The 19,813-nt window shown below is 49.0% G+C and carries 18 protein-coding genes; 9 read left to right on the forward strand and 9 right to left on the reverse strand.

Annotated features, from left to right (window positions below; genetic code table 11):
• The first annotated feature begins 255 nt into the window (after nucleotides 1–255).
• Nucleotides 256–1,149: an NAD(P)-dependent oxidoreductase gene (locus F4X88_20000; GenBank protein ID MYA58565.1), complete on the forward strand. Its 894-nt coding sequence runs from the start codon at nucleotides 256–258 to the stop codon at nucleotides 1,147–1,149.
• 61 nt (nucleotides 1,150–1,210) lie between these two features.
• Nucleotides 1,211–2,062: a sugar phosphate isomerase/epimerase gene (locus tag F4X88_20005; protein MYA58566.1), complete on the forward strand. Its 852-nt coding sequence runs from the start codon at nucleotides 1,211–1,213 to the stop codon at nucleotides 2,060–2,062.
• 81 nt (nucleotides 2,063–2,143) lie between these two features.
• On the opposite strand, the gene F4X88_20010 is transcribed toward F4X88_20005, so the two are convergent.
• The 4 genes from F4X88_20010 to F4X88_20025 all read right to left on the reverse strand — a co-directional run bounded on the left by F4X88_20010 (nucleotide 2,144) and on the right by F4X88_20025 (nucleotide 5,699).
• Complete coding sequence (locus F4X88_20010) at nucleotides 2,144–3,367, reverse strand: hypothetical protein (protein ID MYA58567.1); 1,224 nt, start codon at nucleotides 3,365–3,367, stop codon at nucleotides 2,144–2,146.
• Between the two features lie 265 nt (nucleotides 3,368–3,632).
• Nucleotides 3,633–4,325, reverse strand: coding sequence for a hypothetical protein (locus F4X88_20015; GenBank protein MYA58568.1), 693 nt, complete (start codon nucleotides 4,323–4,325; stop codon nucleotides 3,633–3,635).
• A 119-nt stretch (nucleotides 4,326–4,444) separates the two neighbouring features.
• Nucleotides 4,445–4,750 carry an MTH1187 family thiamine-binding protein gene (locus F4X88_20020; GenBank protein ID MYA58569.1) on the reverse strand — a complete coding sequence of 102 codons (306 nt, stop codon included), beginning with the start codon at nucleotides 4,748–4,750 and terminating at the stop codon, nucleotides 4,445–4,447.
• 10 nt (nucleotides 4,751–4,760) lie between these two features.
• The gene (locus F4X88_20025; GenBank protein MYA58570.1) at nucleotides 4,761–5,699 is read right to left on the reverse strand and encodes an aldo/keto reductase; all 939 of its coding nucleotides are present in this window, start codon (nucleotides 5,697–5,699) and stop codon (nucleotides 4,761–4,763) included.
• Nucleotides 5,700–6,037: 338 nt separating this feature from the next.
• On the opposite strand from F4X88_20025, the gene rfbB reads away from it, so the two are divergent.
• The 7 genes from rfbB to F4X88_20060 all read left to right on the forward strand — a co-directional run bounded on the left by rfbB (nucleotide 6,038) and on the right by F4X88_20060 (nucleotide 12,911).
• Nucleotides 6,038–7,075 carry a dTDP-glucose 4,6-dehydratase gene (gene rfbB / locus F4X88_20030; protein ID MYA58571.1) on the forward strand — a complete coding sequence of 346 codons (1,038 nt, stop codon included), beginning with the start codon at nucleotides 6,038–6,040 and terminating at the stop codon, nucleotides 7,073–7,075.
• Complete coding sequence (locus F4X88_20035; GenBank protein MYA58572.1) at nucleotides 7,051–8,046, forward strand: phytanoyl-CoA dioxygenase family protein; 996 nt, start codon at nucleotides 7,051–7,053, stop codon at nucleotides 8,044–8,046. Before rfbB ends, F4X88_20035 begins: the two co-directional genes overlap by 25 nt.
• Before the next feature lie 92 nt (nucleotides 8,047–8,138).
• Nucleotides 8,139–8,597, forward strand: coding sequence for a hypothetical protein (locus F4X88_20040; GenBank protein MYA58573.1), 459 nt, complete (start codon nucleotides 8,139–8,141; stop codon nucleotides 8,595–8,597).
• 404 nt (nucleotides 8,598–9,001) lie between these two features.
• Nucleotides 9,002–9,193: a hypothetical protein gene (locus F4X88_20045; protein MYA58574.1), complete on the forward strand. Its 192-nt coding sequence runs from the start codon at nucleotides 9,002–9,004 to the stop codon at nucleotides 9,191–9,193.
• A 313-nt stretch (nucleotides 9,194–9,506) separates the two neighbouring features.
• A complete protein-coding gene (locus tag F4X88_20050) occupies nucleotides 9,507–10,556 on the forward strand; it encodes a zinc-binding dehydrogenase (protein MYA58575.1) in 1,050 nt (349 codons plus the stop codon).
• A 190-nt stretch (nucleotides 10,557–10,746) separates the two neighbouring features.
• Nucleotides 10,747–11,982, forward strand: coding sequence for a GNAT family N-acetyltransferase (locus F4X88_20055; GenBank protein MYA58576.1), 1,236 nt, complete (start codon nucleotides 10,747–10,749; stop codon nucleotides 11,980–11,982).
• A 23-nt stretch (nucleotides 11,983–12,005) separates the two neighbouring features.
• Complete coding sequence (locus F4X88_20060) at nucleotides 12,006–12,911, forward strand: site-specific DNA-methyltransferase (GenBank protein ID MYA58577.1); 906 nt, start codon at nucleotides 12,006–12,008, stop codon at nucleotides 12,909–12,911.
• Here F4X88_20060 and F4X88_20065 read toward each other — a convergent pair.
• The 5 genes from F4X88_20065 to F4X88_20085 all read right to left on the reverse strand — a co-directional run bounded on the left by F4X88_20065 (nucleotide 12,908) and on the right by F4X88_20085 (nucleotide 19,616).
• Nucleotides 12,908–15,223: a glycoside hydrolase family 95 protein gene (locus F4X88_20065; protein ID MYA58578.1), complete on the reverse strand. Its 2,316-nt coding sequence runs from the start codon at nucleotides 15,221–15,223 to the stop codon at nucleotides 12,908–12,910. The two genes, F4X88_20060 and F4X88_20065, sit on opposite strands and share 4 nt — an antisense overlap.
• Before the next feature lie 42 nt (nucleotides 15,224–15,265).
• The gene (locus F4X88_20070) at nucleotides 15,266–16,240 is read right to left on the reverse strand and encodes a hypothetical protein (protein MYA58579.1); all 975 of its coding nucleotides are present in this window, start codon (nucleotides 16,238–16,240) and stop codon (nucleotides 15,266–15,268) included.
• Between the two features lie 34 nt (nucleotides 16,241–16,274).
• Entirely contained in the window at nucleotides 16,275–17,564 is a 1,290-nt protein-coding gene (locus tag F4X88_20075) for a sulfatase-like hydrolase/transferase (GenBank protein ID MYA58580.1), read from the reverse strand.
• Nucleotides 17,565–17,755: 191 nt separating this feature from the next.
• Nucleotides 17,756–18,538: a LamG domain-containing protein gene (locus F4X88_20080; GenBank protein MYA58581.1), complete on the reverse strand. Its 783-nt coding sequence runs from the start codon at nucleotides 18,536–18,538 to the stop codon at nucleotides 17,756–17,758.
• A gap of 82 nt (nucleotides 18,539–18,620) precedes the next feature.
• Nucleotides 18,621–19,616, reverse strand: a complete 996-nt coding sequence (locus F4X88_20085; GenBank protein MYA58582.1) for a hypothetical protein — start codon at nucleotides 19,614–19,616, stop codon at nucleotides 18,621–18,623.
• Nucleotides 19,617–19,813 lie beyond the last annotated feature (197 nt).

Consider the following 19,813-nt stretch of genomic DNA (forward strand, 5'->3'; position numbering starts at 1 on the left):
ACGATTTACCCGTGCTTTTCTAAAGACTAAACTTTTATCAAACTCACGTTAATTATAGCATAAACGAGAAAAAAATCGCATAACAATTACCTGAAACTTTATACACCCGTTGACATTTCCTAAAATTTATGATAAACTCAACCGATGTTTATTGGCACAGTTGCTACCGGATCGTATACGAAAGACAACTTCTGAAAAATGCGGAATCTGTGTCAATTCTACATACTATTCTTTATAAACTCCTTGAGGTAATTTATGGCAAAAGTTGGATTAATCGGCGTTGGCAACATGGGGATGGGGATGTCAAGAAACATCCTGAAAGCTGGACACGAACTTACAGTGTATGATGTCCGCCCGGAGCCGTTGGAAACCCTTGCACAAGAGGGCGCACATACGGCGACATCACCGCGCGAAGTAGGTGCAGCCGCAGACACCGTCTTTATTATGGTGCTGAATGTTGAACAGGTCAAAGCAGCACTTCTTACAGAAGACGGGCTGCTGGCGGGACTCAAACCCGGAGGCACCGTCATCTGTACGGCAACCATCGGACGCGCACAGGTGATGGAGGCCGCTGAACTCGTAACAGAAAAAGGGTTTAATATGGTCGACGCGCCTGTCAGTGGCGGGGCACCCGGTGCAGCCGCGGGGACCCTCACAATGATGGTATCCGCACCAAATGAAACCTTTGAAGCCTCGAAACCCGTGCTTGAAGCCGTCGGACGAGACATCTATCACGTTGGCGAGGAGATTGGGATGGGGCAAACCGTCAAGTCGGCACTCGCAGTCCTCATCGGTGTGAACTATGCCGGTATCTTTGAAGCATTGACGTTAGCAGTAAAGGCAGGTGTAACGCCGGAAACACTTCGCGACGTAGTGAGCACGAGCGTTGCTGGTAATTTTCTCTTCAGAGACACAACGCAAAATATATTGGATCGGAATTTCAAGGGGCAAAGTAATATCGGCACGATGTATAAGGATCTCACTTTGGCAAAAAATATGGCAAGCGATTGTGGCGTGCCGCTTTTCGCAGCAAGTGCCGCTTTTGAACTGTTTCAAGCCGGAAAAGCAGTAAACCCTGATGAGGATAACTGGACGATTATCAAAATCCTTGAAAATATTGCAGGTGTCGAGGTCCGAAAAACGGAATAATCGCAACCGTGTATTTAGCATTTTTAAAGCCTACAAAGATCAAGAAATTGAGAGGAATTGAATGTTCAAATTGGGAACGATCACAGATGGAATCAGCCGGAACTTCGAGTATGCGCTCGACACGATGGTAGAAACTGGATTGGAATACGTTGAATTACAGTATCTTTGGGAAAAGCAGGTTGGGGATCTGACAGATGCCGACATCGAACAGGTCAAGGGATTAATCGAGGAACGTGATTTAAAGGTGTCGTGTATTTCTCACCACAATCTCTCAGCACTTCCTGTGGACACAGCAGTCGATGCTCCTGCGTATCAAGCACACATTACGACATTACAACGCTGTATCGATGTCGCGCAGGCACTCGGGACGCATCTGGTTCGCATTTTCAGTTTCCGAAAGGAGATGGTGCTTTTCGGGGCAGACCCCGTTATCTCCGAAGGTGCTTGGACGACACTCCTGAACAGGTTAGAAGAACCGGTACGAATCGCTGATGCAGCGGGTATCACGCTTGTTATCGAAACCGCAATCTCAGGTAACGTCACATCCGCACACCTCGCAAGAAAGTTGATTGATGAATTGGACGCGCCACACCTGAAAGTCCTCTGGGATCCGTGCAGCTCGCTCTATTGTACCGAAATTCCGTATCCGGATGGGTACGAGGTTATCCGTGAGCACATTGCCCACGTTCATCTCAAAGATGGCGTTGTGAACCTTCCAGCGGCGACATTCGATTTCTGTGCCATGCGCCAAGGACAGATGGATCCTTACTACAATGACATCATGAATGCGCTGAAACGGGATGGATACGAGGGTGCAATCTCCTTAGAGAGCGTCTACACCCCAGTAGACGGAACGCGTGAGGACGGATTTCGGGAATCGCTACCTGTCTTTATGGAACTCATGGGACGATAGCAAGACTTAAAAATAAAAGGACGCAGCTAAAATGTATCGGCTGCGTCCTTTCTTTTTTACTATGTATAGCGAACCTAAACCTTACTTGGCTTTCAGGCTTCCCCACGTTGTGAAGAGTTTACCAGCCGGTTCGACCGAAACGAAACCAGGTCCGATGGACCATACACCGCCGACACCAGCAAACATGCTCCAACCGCCGCCACGTTCACTGACCTTCACCAACAGAACATTAGGACCCGCCATCAGGTCAACTTTGAAATCGTCTTGGAAATCGCCAGCACCGCGGTTGACAGCGTTTGTGTGGACCACTTCACCGTTGAGCCAGACTTTGACGGAGTCATCACTACCGACTTTCGCCGGAACACCACTCTGATCTTCAGGAGCGTTAAGGATGATCAAGGCATAAGACGAATGGTCATTGACATCACCTTCACCCAAGCCAATCTCATTGACGAGATCGTTGACGTTGTTACCGCCAGTTTCAGAGATTTCACCGACTGTCCATACCAAATCGCCGACAGCATCGCCTTCGCTGGCACCGTTTGTAGCGACCATATCTTCGGTAACCGCACCACCGCTGGCTTCAGCGAGCGAATCGATATCGGTCGAATTCGCGCCACCTTGACCGGCTTCAGTCGCAGCAATCATCCAGAGCCATGGACCCGTAATTTTTCCAGCGACCCCCGGAGTAGCGGGTTTAAAGACAGCATTTACATCGGCATCGACACCGACGAACATGCTCCAACCGCCACCACGTTCACTGACCTTCACCAGCAACAGATTATCGCCTTGCTTGATATCAACCTGAAATGTGTCCTGAAAGTCGCCAGCACCACGGTTAACAGGGTTGTTGTGAACCTCTTCACCGTTGAGCCAGACCTTGACAGAATCATCACTGCCGACTCTCATATCCACGCCATCCTGATCTGAATCGGATTCAAGCGTGATGAGCGCGTAAGACGAATGGTCGTTGACATCGCCTTCACCCAAGCCAATCTCAGTGACCGTATCGTTGACGTTGTTACCGCCGGTTTCGGAAATCTCACCGAGCGTCCATACCAAATCGCCGACAGCATCGCCTTCGTTGGCACCGTTGTTTGCGATCATCTCTTCGGTCACATCACCACCACTGGCTTCAGCGAGCGAATCGATATCGGTCGAATTTGCACCACCTTGACCGGCTTCGGTCGCAGCAATCATCCAGAGCCACGGGCCCGTAATTTTGTCTTGGGCATCGACAGTTTGTGCCATAACAAAAAGCGCTATGAGACATGCGAACCCTATTGTGAACAATTTTCTATACATGAAAATCCTCCAATTAGTTTTATTTTTTTATCAAACGAAGTAAAATTGGTGGTGCCCGTCCTTGCGGGTCCGATCGCGCCTCAATCAATCGATCAAGACTACAATATTGCCCGACATTCATGAAAGATAGGACAACCACTTTAGATTAGTTTAACAAATATACCGCGATTAAATCAAGGATAAAAAAATTTGTGCAGTTTTAGCCGATAAAAACGGTTCAGAAGTGTGAAAGCCCAGAACGCTAATACCGGCTAAAAATACCAACTTAGTAGGAACGTTTAATCTCTGCCCACTGCGTCGCTAATTTACCAGCAGGCTCAACAGGAAGTCCCTTAAACTCCAGATTGTATTCCAAAGGGGCATCGATACCGGCGAACATGCTCCACCCACCGCCGCGTTCGCACACTTTAACCATGAACACGTTATCGCCTTTTTTGATATCTACCTCAAATGTGTCCTGAAAATCGCCAGCACCGCGGTTAACGGGGTTTTTGTGAACCTCTTCGCCGTTCATCCAGACCTTAACAGAATCATCGCTACCGACACGGGCTTCAACGCCTTTCTTTGTAGCCTTTGATACAGCGTTAATCACGGCGTAGGAGCAGTGGTCATTGACATCACCCCCGGGTCCCAACTTAATCTTTATGAGCATGTCGTTGATGTTGTTTCCACCGACTGCGGCGATTTCTCCCTCGGTCCATTTGTAGTTTTCGGCAAATTTGACCTTCAGAATCTCTTTTGTAATGCCCTGTTCTGCGACATCTGTCTCAGTGAGTTTACCTTTTGTTGCCTCGTCGATACCGTCCTCATCTGTTACGGCGGCACCGCCTTGACCGGCAGGACTCTCGGTAATCATCCAGTACCAAGGACCTTCAATTTTATCTAAGGCAGTCGCAAATTGTGCCATAAGAAGAACTCCGACAGCACACACTGCCCAAAGCGTAAATCTGCTTTTCATTTTTTTTAGCCTCCATGTTTTAGTTATTGTTTCTATTCAACTAACGAAAACAGTTTAGCACAGGTTACCGGAGAAGTCCAATTATTTTTTTTCAATTGTGTTTTAAATATCCCCATCGGTCATTCTGTCTTTAACTGCTTTTCGACGCTGCTAACCTTATCATCCATGCTTTGTGTCCTATCGACCCGTGTGCCAAACTTGAGCGTCGTTGTGATTCGCGGGGCACCCATCTCATGGACGACTTCGTGACACCGCCGAATTGCTGTAAATACAACATCCCATTCGCCTTCAATGTTAGTGCCATAGGCGTGCAGTTTTGTCTCCAAACCTGCTGCCTTCAGCACTTTTTCACACGCAGTGACGTATTTTGAGACCGATACGCCGACACCTATTGGAACAACACAGAGATCCGCGATAACCTTCATAGCGCCTCCCTTAATCGTTGCGTAGTTGTTCCAAAATACCCGAGGGTAAAAGTGCTGCACCCGAAGTCGCAACGCCGTCGTCAACTTGCGCTGGGGTCATCATCCCCGGAACAACACAGGAGACAGCCGGATGCGCCAAAATGAATTTGAGGGCGGCTTGAGGGAGACTGCGCGCTTTATTTCCAACGATTGACTTAATCTGTTCCACACGCGCCAGATCCGAGAGGAATTTCTCACGGGGCCACGTCTTCCGATAATCGTTCTCCGCAAAGACAGTATCCGGTCCGAGGTGTCCAGAGAGTAAACCGGACGACAACGGTTGTCGGACAGTAACAGCAATCCCATTCTTGGCAGCGGTTTCCATCACAGGTGTTGCCATCTCTTGGGTGAGGATATTATAGGTGAGCATCATCGAAGAGATACCGGCTTCTGCTATTGCCTTTAGTGCATCTGCCTCACTCCCGAGACACAATCCATAAAAGCGGATTTTGCCTTCGGTTTTGAGTGCCTCCATTGTCCCGAATGCGTCGTCCCAAGCATCCGCAGGGGGCGGCGAGTGGAATTGGTAGATGTCTATAACATCTCGCTTCAATCGCGTGAGACTCCCCTCAACTGACAGACGGATATAATCCGGTGAGACGTTGAACGATGGATGCTCCCATCCATGGCTAATCCAGCCATCGGAATCCAATTCATAGCCAAGTTTCGTGGCAATGATAACTCTATTACCGAGAGTTGAGAAGGCTTCACCCAGTAACCGTTCCGCGCGACCTCCACCATATTGGTCTGCTGTATCGTAATAGGTGACACCACTTTCGAAGGCGTATCGGAGGAGATCCACAGCATCGGTTTCACCGATGTCTCCCCATTCACGGCCTCCGAGTTCCCATGTTCCCATGCCGATTTCAGAAACGGTTAACCCTGTATTCCCTAATTTGCGTTGGCGCATTGTTCTCCCTTTCGCAAGGCACGGGACCCTGCACTATTAAAAAGTAGTCTTGAAATTTAGATGTGTCGTCCATTTTATGATATTCACAACTCCTTGTCAACAAATTTTATGCTGCTGCGTGGCTCAGGATTTCCGTTCATTCGTTCTACATAAAAACGAATTTAGATTGACAGACCGCACTCATTTTTGGTAAGATAGCGTTACCCATTAAAAAGGAGAGGTTGGGAGTTCGGGTGAGGTTTTAGTGTATGAAGTCCTCGGACGCTCTCAATTCCATGAGGATCGGATTTCTGGTTAAGTCGCAATTAAAATAAGGGTAGGCAAGGTATAATTAAAAAATGAAATTATTGGTCACGGGTGGTGCTGGGTTTATCGGTACCAACTTTATCCGATACTATCTGCAACGCGATTCGGACGATGTTATCATCAATTTTGATCGACTGACGTATGCTGGAAATCTCTCCAATCTGACGGACATAGCGGAAACCCACTCTCCAGAGCGGTATAGATTTGTGCACGGTGATATTCTGGATGCCGCTCTTCTGGAAAGTGTACTGAACAGAGAGCGACCCGATGTTATCGTCAATTTCGCTGCAGAATCACACAACAGTCGAGCGATTCTGCATCCGCGGCGGTTCTTTGAAACGAACGTCATCGGAACGCAGGTATTACTGGAGGCATCTCGGAAATACGACGTGCAGCGATTTCATCACATCTCCACATGCGAGGTATATGGTGAACTGCCCTTAGATTCACCCGATAGGTTCAGTGAAAACGCACCGTATCGGCCGCAGACCCCCTACAACGCCTCTAAAGCAGCGGCGGATCATCTCGTGAACGCCTATTTCCATAGTTTCAGTATGCCGATAACGATTTCCAATTGCGCGAACAACTACGGTCCCTATCAGCATCCGGAAAAACTCATTCCGCTCTTTACAACAAATGCAATCCAAGATTTACCTTTAACGCTCTACCAAAGCAGTCATAACCGACGGGAATGGTTGCACGTTGCGGATCATTGCCGCGCAATCGCGGCAGTCCTCGAACACGGCAAAATCGGTGAAACTTATAACGTCGGCAGTGGCGTGGAGAAAAGCATTGAGGAAATTAGCAATTTCATATTGGATGTTCTTAACAAACCGCAACAGTTGAAAACTTATGTGCCGGATCGACCCGGACACGATTGCCGTTATCTCTTGGATTCAAGCAAGATCGCCCGTGATGTCGGTTGGAAACCGAGAATTGCATTTGCGGATGGAATGCGCGAAACGATCCAGTGGTACATCGAAAATCGGAAATGGTGGCAAACAATTCAACAAAAGATAGATGCTGAAGCCGTCCAAGAGGACAAATGGGAAACGTTTTCAGAGAGGTAAACGCTATGCAACTGACAACGGAACAATTGGCAGCATGGAAACGAGATGGAATTATCGTGGTCCCCAACGTGTTTTCTCCGGATACAATTGCACCTGCATTAGAAGAGATGGAGCACAATGCTTACGATGGCTTGACTTACGCCGAATATCGAGCAAAGTGGGATCCGCAACCGGATGCACTGAAAAGTGCCTATGAGAAGAACAGCGATCTGCAACTGCTTGCCGGTCCGTTCGGTAAAGCAGTGCATTTTCCGACAGGTTTGGAAGCGGTGGATACGCTCATCGAAAACGAGACGTATCTCACAATCGCACAACAACTCTTAGGCACGGAAGAAATTCGACTTGGGTATGGACAGATCTTCCTTCGAGAAGGGCTCACCGATAGTCGTCATAGTGAACACCCGTGGCAAGGTTACCACATCGACAATGCGACGAACTCACCCTTACCCCCGCACCCGGATTGGCAACGCTACGGATATGTTCTGACCGCTATCTTCCTACACGACATCGAATTAGACGGTGCGCCGATGCTCGTCTGCCCCGGTTCACAGAACCAGTTGGATAAAATATGGGAGAAGTATCCGGGCAGAGCAGGTGGCATGGGTATTCCTGACCTACGTGAATTTAAAGGAGAACTCACAGATCCGGTGCCCCTTACAGCGAAAGCGGGGAGTGTGTCGTTCCGATCCAGTTACTTGGTTCATGCCGCACAACCGTTTGAGAACAAGAGCAGACAACGCGGGTGGATGGGCTTTCACTTCCATCGCGCCGACAATGACGATTGGTGTAAAACAACGCGTCCGGTGCCGGGGTGGGGCACCCCGCAGTATATGAAATTTGTCGCTCAAACAACCCCCACTGTGCGACGCGTTTTGGGGTGGCCCCCTCTTGGCGATGAATACTATACACCCGAGGCACTCGCACGTCTTGAACAGGCATATCCAGGCATTGATTTGGAGCCTTACCGGTAAACATACCTTAATGGGATGGGATATGGAAACAACAGATGTCTTAACTTTGCTAATTTTGGGTCTGAATAAACGGGGGACTTCATTTAGGGATTATGCTTAAAGCTGAAGTTGAAAAATACGCTGAGCACCCTTTATACATCACATGGGCAGCGGTTGAGCCGTCTTCTTTAGATTATTTACAGGGAATATGGTCTTATCTCTGCCGGGAATTGGAACCACTTATGGAACCGCGCTGTTCACAAGTTAACACAATCCGCGTGGGACTGCCATGGGCTCCTAAACGTATTATGGATCCACCTAAAGACCAATGGGACAGACTGCCAACGCCGCTTACACCGGGCGAACGCGAAGTCTTTGAAATGTTTAATGGTAAGCTTTTTCGTGAATGGGAAATGTACATACAACCTCATCTCAATGGGTTGAGACCTGATCTTGTTCTCCTCAACCCTTATGCTGGAATAGCTGTATTTGAGATTAAGGATTGGAGTTTAAATACCCTCCACAGTTCAATCAAATATGGTTGGAAAACCCAAAGTCCTGTAGACATTTAGTTCTACACGTTAATCGCATTGCGACTGCTGAAGATCGAGCTTTATTCTATACGGCTCTTACTCGCTTGAAGGAACACTCCAATGGCAGCATGCTCACGATTGTTTCCTCTTGTCGTGAGCTCTATGATTTTGGTGAAAAAAATTTTTCTCCGAATTTTTTCCACCGTTAGAAATATCAGTTTGATTATTTATTAAACTCACGTTATAATACAAAAAGGTTGCAGGGGTGGATTTTCAATTGGATCGGCAGTGGCTACCGTAAATGAGGTTCCATATCTTGTTACATGGAATCTTCGGCACCTTGCAAACCCAAATCAGAAAATCCAATTTGACCGGGTTTGTAAGACAGCAGGCTATTTTCCGGTTAGGATTCTAACGCCGAAACAATTACTGGAGATTGAAACATGAACGAAATTTTGGAAGAAGTCCGCGAAGCAAAACGACGAGTTAATGCGCGATTCAACGGCGATATTCATAGATACTGTGTTGATGTAAGGCGTAGGCAGGAAGAACTTAAGAAACAGGGTGTAAAATTTCTGTGCCTTAAGGGAAAACAGAAACGCAAACCCCCTCCCACCGAAATTGACGAAGTGTAACAAAGTGTAGATGGGTAGATATCGCGCAAAGTACTGCCTGACAATCCGACTTGACAGGGATCTTCCGTGTTATCTGCGATAATCCGCGATTCAGACACTCAACAAAAATTTACACACCTTGGTATGGACGGCATTAACACCATTCCACAGGATGCATTTCCTGTATCTCCCAATTGAACAGACAGGATATGTTTTTGCTAAAAAATGCCTCGCGGTGAGAATATTTCGGTGTTTTTAACCCCTGAATTCCCCTTATCGGGCGGACTTTAAGAGAAAATGCATAAGTCCTATTCAAGAGTATGGAGAATTTTTTATGCGTAAAACAAGAAAAGTTGTGATGATGAACGAAGTCGGACGTATCTGGACAGAAGAGCAGGAAACGCCTCCCCCGAAACCCGGGCAGCTCTTAATTGAGGTGCACGCCTCGATGGTAAGTCCCGGCACCGAGCTGGGAGGTGTCAAAAGGCGACGTGAGAATCCAGGTTCCGAAGCGCGACAACGTCCGTTCGGTTATACGAACGCTGGCGTGGTCGTCGGTAAAGAAGGAGACTGCGACGAATTTGAGATCGGAGACAGGGTGGCTGGTATGGGGGGTGGATACGCCCTTCACGCTACGTCCGCCTGTATCCCGCACAATCTATGCGCGAAAGTTCCCGATAACGTCAGTGCTGAAGACGCCGCATCTATTCATCTCGCGGCAACCGCACTCCACGCAGTGCAACGCGGGCGCATCCGTATCGGTGAGAATGTCGTCGTTGCGGGATTGGGCATCGTTGGTCAATTCGCGTGCCAGATCGCCAAAGTCGCAGGTGCCTATGTTATTGGATTGGATACGTTGCCGCTACGGATAGGCATTGCAGAGACCGCTGGGATACATCGCGCCATAAACGTTTCCGATACAGATCCGATTCCGATCGCAGAGGAATTCACCAACGGTTACGGTATGGATTGCGGAATCATCGCCTTTGGTGGCGACGCGACGGGTGCGTTTCAACAGATCCGCGCCATGCTCAAGACGGCACCCGATACGCATAAGGTTGGACGGATTGTCATCGTCGGGGGGGCAAACATTACGCACGGTTTCGCGGCAGGTCTCGGCAACGTCGATGTTATCAGTGCCGCGCGCACTGGACCCGGTTACCACGATGAGGATTATGAACACGGCGCCGACTACCCACCCGTGTTTGTCCCGTGGCCCACGCAACGGAATTTGGAATTATCGCTGCGGTTGATGTCGGAAGGCAAAATCCAGGTGCAACCGTTGATTACAGATATTATCCCGATCGATCAGGCACCTGAAGGGTGTGAGAAATTAATCCAAACCCCGAATGAAGCGTTAGGCGTTATTTTTTCAATGCAGTGATTAACCTCATTTTCATTCCTCCACAAGGTATAATGAGTAGTTGGTTATCGGTAAAGAGGTCTTCGTTAAACCCAAGTCTGTAGCCTGCAACAATACGCAGAAATACCCTATCAAAGACACGCAGGCGGATATTAGGGACTCACTTCAAAGTCCAAAGGCACGTTATTCCTCCGCAAGGTATAATTAAAAAATGGAAATTAGAGGGGCTTACGAATCAGAATTAGAACAGGTTGTTGAACTTTGTTGCTTGGCGTTTAATCCCGATGGACATGAACGCTATTGGCAGTATATCCGCGGGGATAACAGTTACAGACTGCCGCAAACCCGGGTTGTCGTCGTGAACGACACGATTGTTTCGACCCTGCGCGTTTGGGAGCGACGCATACGGGTCGGTGCCTCCCTCATAACAATGGGCGGCATTGGCGGCGTTTGCACACATCCGAAGTATCGTGGCGTTGGGTACGCATCTGCCCTCATGCAGGATACAATTGACTATTTGCGGATGATAGGATGTGACATCGGTGCCCTGTTTAGCATCATTCCAGAAGGGTTTTACCGACGGCTCAGATGGACCTCCTTCCCTTTATATGGATTCCAACTGACGCTTGACTCGGTAACGCCTGCAGAAGCACCAGTGGGATGGCAGGTAACCAATTTTAACCCAGAAACGGATTTAGACGCTGTGGCAGCATTACATGATCGCGCCAACGCCCAGCAGAGCGGAACAATTGCCCGGACGCGTGCTTACTGGGATATGGCACCTTCCCGTATTCGCGGTGTTCTTCCGACCGTCGTCGCACGCCGAGATGAACACATCGGCGGGTATCTCAACTATGAGATAGATGAAAAGACCGTAGAAGTGCGTGAGGTAGGATGCATCCCAAATAATCCAGAAGTCTTGGAGGCACTCGTATCCCATTTTCTGAGAGTGTGTAAAGCGCAGGGGGTTGAAAAAATAGAAGGCGCGTTCTCTGTTCAACATCCATTTGCAGAACGCCTCATGGCGAGATGCCATGGCGAACTAACTCCTATAAAGGATGCCGCTTGCTGCATAGATGCCGGAATGATGTTCTATGCTGTGAACCTACCGGTATTTTTGCGGCGTCTTGTTGTCGGGTGGGAATCGCGAATTGCCGATGCCGAGGAGACGTTTCCACCGCTTACTGTCAAATTGCCTCCACTCAACAATCAGCAAGCCGCCTTACGACACAATGCGGATGGGACGCTGCAAATTGTTCCTGAAAATACCGATACTGTTGACTTGAGAGTAGACTTAACCGAAGCAGATTTCTGGCAACTTCTGTTCGGTGAGATAGGATGGGAGCAGATAAACTCCGGGGCTTCGGTTTCCCCTGAAATTTCGGCGTTTTTAGGCACGTTGTTTCCTAAGCGCGATGTCATCTTCTGGTCCCCGGATCGGTATTAAGGGAGTGGGAGGGTATCATCAGAATGAGCTCGGAATCTCAGAAACAGGGCACTCAGACCAGTGCATTCGGAACCTCCGGCAGAATTAATCACGATGCGAGCGCGTTTTATGGAAGCAAACTCTACGCCGATCAGGAACTCCCAGAACCGGATTCATGGATTGAAAACCCGATCCCTGCCGAAAGTCTTGATCGACTCCATTGTACATCCAGCACGGATATGTCCGCAATTCCTGATAATAGCGTTCATTTGATGGTTACGTCTCCGCCGTATAATGCGAAAAAGGAGTATGACGAGGACTTGTCGCTCGCGGAATACAGAGAGCTTCTCTATACTGTTTTGGCTGAGACGTATAAAAAATTGGTTACCGGCGGTAGAGCGTGCATTAATATCGCGAACTTGGGACGGAAACCCTATATCCCGTTGCATAGTTACATCATAGAGGACATGCTATCAATAGGTTACTACATGCGGGGTGAGATTATCTGGGACAAGGCTTCAAGTGCTGGATCTTCAACGGCGTGGGGAAGTTGGCAATCCGCGGCGAACCCCGTGCTGAGAGACGTTCATGAATATATCCTTGTCTTCTCAAAGGGTTCCTTTTCTCGGAAACGCAACGGGAGAGAGAATTCGATTCGCAAAGAGGATTTCTTAGAATGGACAAAAAGCGTCTGGACCTTTCCGTCCGTCTCGGCGAAACGTATCGGACATCCCGCACCCTTTCCTGAGGAGTTGCCGCATCGGTTAATTCAACTCTATACCTTCGTAGGGGATGTCGTCTTGGACCCATTCTGTGGAAGTGGTACCACATGCTTGAGTGCTTTGAAATCAGGAAGACATTATATTGGGTACGACGTTGAGAGGAAATACGTTGAATTGGCAAAGGATCGCATCAGACAGTATGCAGATCAAACTCGTTTGTCTTTCTAACTTTCCTTGTGGTTCGTTGCTGCGAGTGCGTACGTTTTGCCTGCCTCTGTTTTAAACGTGACAACCGACTCCGATTGTTCCGTTTCAACGGGTCCGTCATCGCACGTCACCGAGACGGTCGCGGCTGCTCGGACAGTGCAGTCTTCTCCCAATGTGGAGTGGAGGTGTGCCTCGGTGAGGTGTCCGTTCTCCCATGCCATTGCCACCTCAAATCCGCCACGGGCACGCAATCCGCTGGTACTGCCTGTTCCCCACGCCTTTGGAAGTGCGGGCAATAGGTGAATCTCACCCGCATGGCTCTGCAACAGCATCTCTGCGATACCCGAGGTTCCCCCAAAATTCCCATCAATCTGGAACGGCGGATGCGTATCAAAGAGGTTCGTTAAAGTGCATTTCGCCAGAAGTGCCTGAAGATGTGAGTATGCCGCTTCAGCATCCTCAAGCCGTGCCCAGAAGTTGACGAGCCATGCGCGACTCCAACCCGTATGTCCACCCCCGTGCGCCAAACGATATTCCAACGATTTCTTTGCTGCGGCTGCCAATTCCGGTGTCCCACGCAGCGTGATCTGGCAACTTGGATGAAGTGCATACATGTGCGACATGTGCCGGTGTCCGGGTTCCGGTTCGTCGTAGTCAAAAACCCATTCTTGCAACCGACCTGTTTTCTCGCTAATCTGGAGCGGCGCGAGTCGATCCAGAGCAGAGACCAATTCAGCACGAAATTCGGCATCCGCCCCGAGAACATCAATACAGGCGATACAGTTGGTAAAGAGTTCATGAATGATTTCCAGATCCATCGTTGCAGCGTAGGTAAAAAGAGAGCGTGTGCCATCAGGCTTTAGGAAGCTATTTTCGGGGGAGTGTGACGGATTCGTGACAAGTTTACCAGCAAGAGGTGTATCTTCGGGTGCCGCAACGAGAAAATCTAGGATGAAGCGGGCAGCACCTTTCATGAGTGGGTAGCCTTGCCCTATGAGAAAATCTTTATCGCCACCGAAAAGATAGTGTTCCCACACATGTTCACACAGCCACGCTGCACCTACGGGCCAGATACCCCAGATGCCATCAGCAGGCGTTGTGAAACCCCATACATCGGAAAGATGATGCACAACCCAACCATTGGCACCGTAATGGCACTTCGCCGTGCGACTCCCCGGTTCAACAAGTGTATCCATATAATCGAATAAGGGGATATGGCACTCCGCAAGGTTGCAGATTTCAGGGACCCAATAGTTCATCTGGAGGTTGATATTGGTATGAAAATCGCTATTCCAAGGGGCATTCATGTGCTCGTTCCAGATGCCCTGTAGATTCGCAGGTAGGCATCCGGGTCTCGAACTTCCCATCATCAAATAGCGTCCGTATTGGAAGTAGAGGGCAACAAGTCCCGGGTCCGAGGCACCTGCCTTTACAGCTTCCAAGCGTGCATCGGTTGGAAGCTGCGCAGCCTCGGTGTTGCCGAGATCCAAATGCACTCGTTGAAAGAGGTCCTGATGATCGGCAATGTGATCTGCCCGGATCCGTGTATACGATTTTGCATCTATACCCGTGAGATGCCCCTCGCACAGCGAATGTGGGTTTCCGCTCATATCATTCTGATGAATGTAACTCGTCCCAGCGGCGAGAAGAAGTGTCACAGCATTTGCATCCCGCACAGCCAGTTGAGCGTTCTCCGACTGGATCTTCCCACCCTCAATGTGCGCCTGTAGATACACCGAAAAACGCATCCCATCCTTGCCGCATTGCCCGTCCAATCTCAGGATATTGGCAGCAATCGCTTCAACAGTCGCATCTTGTTCCCGGGTGATCGCGACATCAAAAGCGAGTTCCCCTGTCGTGTCAGATTCAATTCTGAGGACAATCAGGTTATCTACTGCTGTCGCAAAAACTTCTCTGCTAAAAATTACGTTCCCACAGCGATAGGTTGTCTTTGCAATGCCTGTATTCAAATTTAACTCTCGGTGATATTCGGTAGGGCTACCCTCATGGGAAAATTCAAGGAATAGATCGCCTAAGGATTGATAGGACTTAATACGTTCTGGAACACCAAGCATCGTCTCACCAGCGAGTTGAGTCGCTTCTTCGTTTTTATCCTCAAAGAGCAACTGCTGCACCTTCGGCAGTGCTTCCAAAGCCTTTGGATTGTTTGTGTCGCGGGGACCCCCGTCCCAAAGACTTTCTTCGTTGACTTGAATGCGTTCTCGCTCCACACCCCCGAACACCATAGCACCAAGCTGTCCATTTCCAATGGGGAGTGCGTCTGTCCATACCTCCGCTGGTTTCTGATACCATAAAACAAGATTATTTGTCATTGGCTATCCACAATTCTTTGACGCTCACGTATTGAACGACGATCACCATGACCATCCCCTGCGTTCTCGGTGACGGCATAACACTTTCACTGCCTCATGCGCTTTTTGCTCTGCCGCAATGTGTAGAGGCGTATGACCTTGATCATCTTCAGCGTTAGCATCCGCACCACTTTCTAACAATACCAATGCCGTTTCATACGCATTGTGCTGCGCTGCAACGTGCAAAGGTGTATCACCATTTTTGTCTCTCGCGTTGATATTCGCACCTTTTTTTACCAATACTGTTGCTACTTCAGAAGTGTCGTCTTCCGCCGCAATGTGTAGAGGCGTACAGCCATTTTTGTCTTGCGCGCTAACATTCGCGCCATTCTCCAACAAGACGATTGCTGTTTTCTGGGCATTACGCCAGACTGCCCAGTGTAGGAGCGTATAACCAGATTTGTTTCTCGGATTGACCCCCGTTTGGTCTTCGAGCGAGGCACCTTCTGCTTCATAAACATTGCGCCATGCTGCCCAGTGTAACGGCGTGTCGCCATCTTCATTCTCTGCATTGACCTCTGCGCCATTTTCCAACAGTATTGCTGCTGTTTCATGCCCATTGTTCCATGCTGCCCAGTGTAACGGCGTAAAATCCTTATCGTTCTTCGCGTTGACCTCTGCGCCATTTTCCAGCAATACTGCTACTGCATCATAAGCATTGTGCCACGCCGCCCAGTGCAGAGGCGGATAACCATATTGGTCTTTTGCGTTGACCTCTGCGCCGTTTTCCAGCAATACTGCTACTGCATCATAAGCATTGTCCCGTGCCGCATCATGCAGGGAACTGTAACCCAGCTTTTCTGTCCATCCGACTGAAGGTCCAGCGTATTTGGGTGTTGATACACTTACTGTCTTTCCGGTATCCATGTCTAAAGTACCCCCCATCGCATCATTGCGATCTTTCGTCCGCGAATCAGGAGTCGCGTCGCGAGTATCCTCGATTTCTGAGGTATCGGATAAATTTCGTCCGTAAAACAAAACAGGAACCTCCTTTTCTATTTGAATTTTAATCTTACCGCTGCCACGGGACACACCCAGCCTTTTGCGTTTCTGCTTGAAATAATTGACTCATTTCTCTAAAAAGGTCTGTCTGGGTCTGTGAACCATTCGTCGTCTCCAGTGGATCACTTGACAAATCGTAAAGTTCTAATGCCTCAAACGGACTATTGTGCAACAATTTGATGTCCCCACGTCTTATGGCGTGCTGACACTGTCCGAGAAACCGCTGTCCTCCCTCTCTACGCAGCCAATAGAGGATGCGATCAGAGAAATCTTGCTGTTCCCCTTGAAGCGTTTGCCAAATTGAACGTCCTTCGATTTCATGAGAGATCGGGGCACCTGCGACCTCACAGACGGTCGGGAAAAGATCCATCAGCAACCCAACCTGATCGGTGACATGTCTCTCTGGAACATGCCCTGGCCACATGGCACACGTTGGGACTCGAATGCCACCTTCATACATCTCGCCCTTTTGCCCGCGCAAGGGACCGTTGTGCGCCCCAACATCCATCGACCCCCCGTTGTCAGAGGTATAAATAACAAGTGTATTGGACAATTGATCCGTTTCAACGAGCGTATCGAGGACGCGTCCAATACCAGCATCCATGTGCTCAACAAGCGCGATGTATTTAGCGCGCTGCAGAGAAATATCTGGTTCGCGTTCTCTCACCCGTTCCACCCAATCGTCAGGCGGTTGAATCGGTGTATGGGGTGCATTATAGGCAAGGTAGAGGAAAAAAGGCTCTGATGATTGTGCCTGCGCCCGAATGAAATCCACACTCCAGTCTGTGAAGAGATCTGTGGCATGCCCCCGCGGATGGATCGTATCGGAACCCTGTCGCATGTAGTTGATGTCGTGTCGGAGATGCGTGTAGTAGTCATCCATCATATCGCCGAGAAAACCGTGAAAATGGTCGAAGCCCCGCTGACATGGATGATTCTCCGGTTCAAGTCCAAGGTGCCACTTCCCGATAAGTGCCGTCCGATAATCCTTTTGCTTCAAAACTGAGGGGAGTGTGACGGCGTCCTGTCGAAAGTAGCCCCAACTGTTTTCTGGATGCGTGCGGATAACCCCTGGCACTCCGGCACGATCCGGGTAGCGTCCCGTCATGAGAGCCGCTCTACTGGGAGAACAGACAGAGGAATTGGCATAAAATTGAGTAAATCGCACACCGTTTGCCGCAATTCTGTCAATATTGGGGGTCTGGACTGAAGGACCGTTGTGAACTGAAATATCACCATAGCCGTGGTCATCGGCGAGAATCAGAAGGACGTTCGGGGGCTTCGGCATATTCATCTCCATATTAACCTAAGTTGCTCCCTGAGCAAGCGACCAGATTATATGACTGAAAATCGTATTAATTTAAGTCTGTGTTACTGAATTAAGGGACTGATATGAGTATTATAGTCTGATGAGGAAAATAAAACAAGATGAAACTAATGAGTGCAGTCAGGCGTTCAGGGATCACACCCGCTGCACTCGATGTGCCGTGTCTATCGCCGGGATTTGATGCCTCCCCAGGTAGTAGCCAGTTTGCCAGCAGGCTCAACAGGCAGTGCAGCCTTTAGACCCTTCTCCATGAGTTCTTCTATATCCTCTGCTTCCAAGACAGAGGCGAAAATTGCGACATCATAGAGCATACCGTCAAGTGTCTCAGAGGTATTGTTGGTCCAACCGCCGATGTTGACATCCGTATCGTTCTGGGGTGCCGGTTTCCCCATCCCGCCAACAGAAGCGATTTCCTCCGCATTTTCATAAATCTTGATGGTATCCTTTGCGTCATAAGTTGCGGTCATGTACAACCATTCATCTTTCTTCACTTGACTTTGATTCCAGGCACCTTTCCAGCCGCCGTTCGCAAAGTAAGCTTCCCAACCAGTCCCGCTGGAGTTGGTCCTGAAGGCGTAATTAGCCACTGTACCCGCCGCGGGTCTTTTGCCAAGAATATGTCCATACCCGTTCTCGGATTTGTTGACATACACCCATGAAGTAATTGACCACTCCTTTTCCAGATACATACTTTTGGAATCAGGAATGATAACCCGATCGTCTTGCCCGTTCAAACTCAGAGCGGGACCATCTGGACCTTTGGCCCATTTTCCGCCCTGGAGTTCGCCGTGGTTTTCGTTTCCAGAGATATCCTCGATTTTATCGCCTTTCCCTTCGTCGAGGAGCCAAATGCCTCTTGCGGTTTCAAAGTCTATCTCCGCATCAGTTTGGACTGCGAGAGCCAGACTCATGGTGATGATCGCTAAGTAAACTATAACGGATTTCATGTGTACCTCCTACGGGTTGAATTTACCGTTAAGGGACGTTTTGAAAAGGACTGTGTCCCTCTAAGTGAAACGCATTAACCTGCTATTCTGAATTTACCGCCTGAATCAGTGCGATAATATATCCGAACTGGAATGCCCACGCCTGTCGAACTCTACCAGAAACACCCGGTGGCGATGGATCATCAGAATGTCCTGGCGCATGGTCGGGCATCAACATATACGGATATTCCACATCTCGGAGCGTCTGTGCAACTTTATGCATGTCCAGGTGTCCTTCATCGGGCCATACCTCTTGGAAGTTGTGCAGTCCACCACGAATGTTACGAAAGTGGATGTTGAAGAGTTTCTTCTGCTCGCCAAAATAATGCAGGATTTCGTAGAACTCAGTCCTCGGATCGTCTAAACCTTCGGACACTGTGCCGCAGCAAAAATTAAAGCCGTGATACGGACTGTCCACAATTTCAGCGAAGCGTTTCAAGCCGTCAAAGACGGGGTAATTCCACCGTTCAACACCTCTCAAAATAGGTGCCGGTGGATCGTTTGGATGACACGCCATTTGAATTCGGTTTGCCTCAGCGACTGGGATTGCACGTTCAAGAAAATACGCGATCCGATCAAACGCCTCTTCACGACTCACCTCACCCGCCTCTGAAAGTGTTGCGTTATCGTATTTGGAGAAATCGAAAGTGCTGTAACTGGAGCCACCGCGTCCGGGGGTGCTCTCCGTCCGCTGATGGTTTAGAATGCAAAAATTATAATTTAAGCCTCGCAACCCAGCCGCCGCAGCGTTCTCGATCATTTCGCAAACGGCATCAAGATCCCGATCGCGCTGCGGATCTTCGGCGAGCGTAATGCTCCTCGGCAGCCCGATATGAATCATCTCAAGACTAACACCCGCTTCCGCTGCTTCCGCTTTGTGTCGAATCAGTGTTTCGGTTTCGGTATGCTCGACGGAGGCATCCATGTGTGTTACCCCGTGCCGCACGAGGAATGCCAACTCTTTCGGAGATGTTCCGATGCCTTGAACACCGACGTGCATCGCTGCCTTTTTATCTGAGTGTTTCTCAGGTCTATCCATCGTCCTGCCCTCCTTTGACAATTGAGTATGGTTTATCAATTGTCGGACTCAAACGGTATCCGCGCATTGTAGCATACTTAAAAAACTTAAGTCAATTCAAAATGAAACCACAGTCAAAGGCATTCAGTTTTCAGTAAATCGAACTTATACCATTTCTAAGAGATTATATCGCATTGACAGATCGCCTCAAAGACTGC

It is taken from the genome of Candidatus Poribacteria bacterium (genome assembly GCA_009839745.1).
Lineage (GTDB): Bacteria > Poribacteria > WGA-4E > WGA-4E > WGA-3G > WGA-3G.

Excerpts from the sequence above, each read along its gene's own strand:
- F4X88_20000 (MYA58565.1), top strand. The coding sequence starts at position 256 with ATGGCAAAAGTTGGATTAATCGGCGTTGGCAACATGGGGATGGGGATG.
- F4X88_20005 (MYA58566.1), top strand. The coding sequence starts at position 1,211 with ATGTTCAAATTGGGAACGATCACAGATGGAATCAGCCGGAACTTCGAG.
- F4X88_20010 (MYA58567.1), bottom strand. The coding sequence starts at position 3,367 with ATGTATAGAAAATTGTTCACAATAGGGTTCGCATGTCTCATAGCGCTT.
- F4X88_20015 (MYA58568.1), bottom strand. The coding sequence starts at position 4,325 with ATGAAAAGCAGATTTACGCTTTGGGCAGTGTGTGCTGTCGGAGTTCTT.
- F4X88_20020 (MYA58569.1), bottom strand. The coding sequence starts at position 4,750 with ATGAAGGTTATCGCGGATCTCTGTGTTGTTCCAATAGGTGTCGGCGTA.
- F4X88_20025 (MYA58570.1), bottom strand. The coding sequence starts at position 5,699 with ATGCGCCAACGCAAATTAGGGAATACAGGGTTAACCGTTTCTGAAATC.
- rfbB (MYA58571.1), top strand. The coding sequence starts at position 6,038 with ATGAAATTATTGGTCACGGGTGGTGCTGGGTTTATCGGTACCAACTTT.
- F4X88_20035 (MYA58572.1), top strand. The coding sequence starts at position 7,051 with ATGGGAAACGTTTTCAGAGAGGTAAACGCTATGCAACTGACAACGGAA.
- F4X88_20040 (MYA58573.1), top strand. The coding sequence starts at position 8,139 with ATGCTTAAAGCTGAAGTTGAAAAATACGCTGAGCACCCTTTATACATC.
- F4X88_20045 (MYA58574.1), top strand. The coding sequence starts at position 9,002 with ATGAACGAAATTTTGGAAGAAGTCCGCGAAGCAAAACGACGAGTTAAT.
- F4X88_20050 (MYA58575.1), top strand. The coding sequence starts at position 9,507 with ATGCGTAAAACAAGAAAAGTTGTGATGATGAACGAAGTCGGACGTATC.
- F4X88_20055 (MYA58576.1), top strand. The coding sequence starts at position 10,747 with ATGGAAATTAGAGGGGCTTACGAATCAGAATTAGAACAGGTTGTTGAA.
- F4X88_20060 (MYA58577.1), top strand. The coding sequence starts at position 12,006 with ATGAGCTCGGAATCTCAGAAACAGGGCACTCAGACCAGTGCATTCGGA.
- F4X88_20065 (MYA58578.1), bottom strand. The coding sequence starts at position 15,223 with ATGACAAATAATCTTGTTTTATGGTATCAGAAACCAGCGGAGGTATGG.
- F4X88_20075 (MYA58580.1), bottom strand. The coding sequence starts at position 17,564 with ATGGAGATGAATATGCCGAAGCCCCCGAACGTCCTTCTGATTCTCGCC.
- F4X88_20080 (MYA58581.1), bottom strand. The coding sequence starts at position 18,538 with ATGAAATCCGTTATAGTTTACTTAGCGATCATCACCATGAGTCTGGCT.
- F4X88_20085 (MYA58582.1), bottom strand. The coding sequence starts at position 19,616 with ATGGATAGACCTGAGAAACACTCAGATAAAAAGGCAGCGATGCACGTC.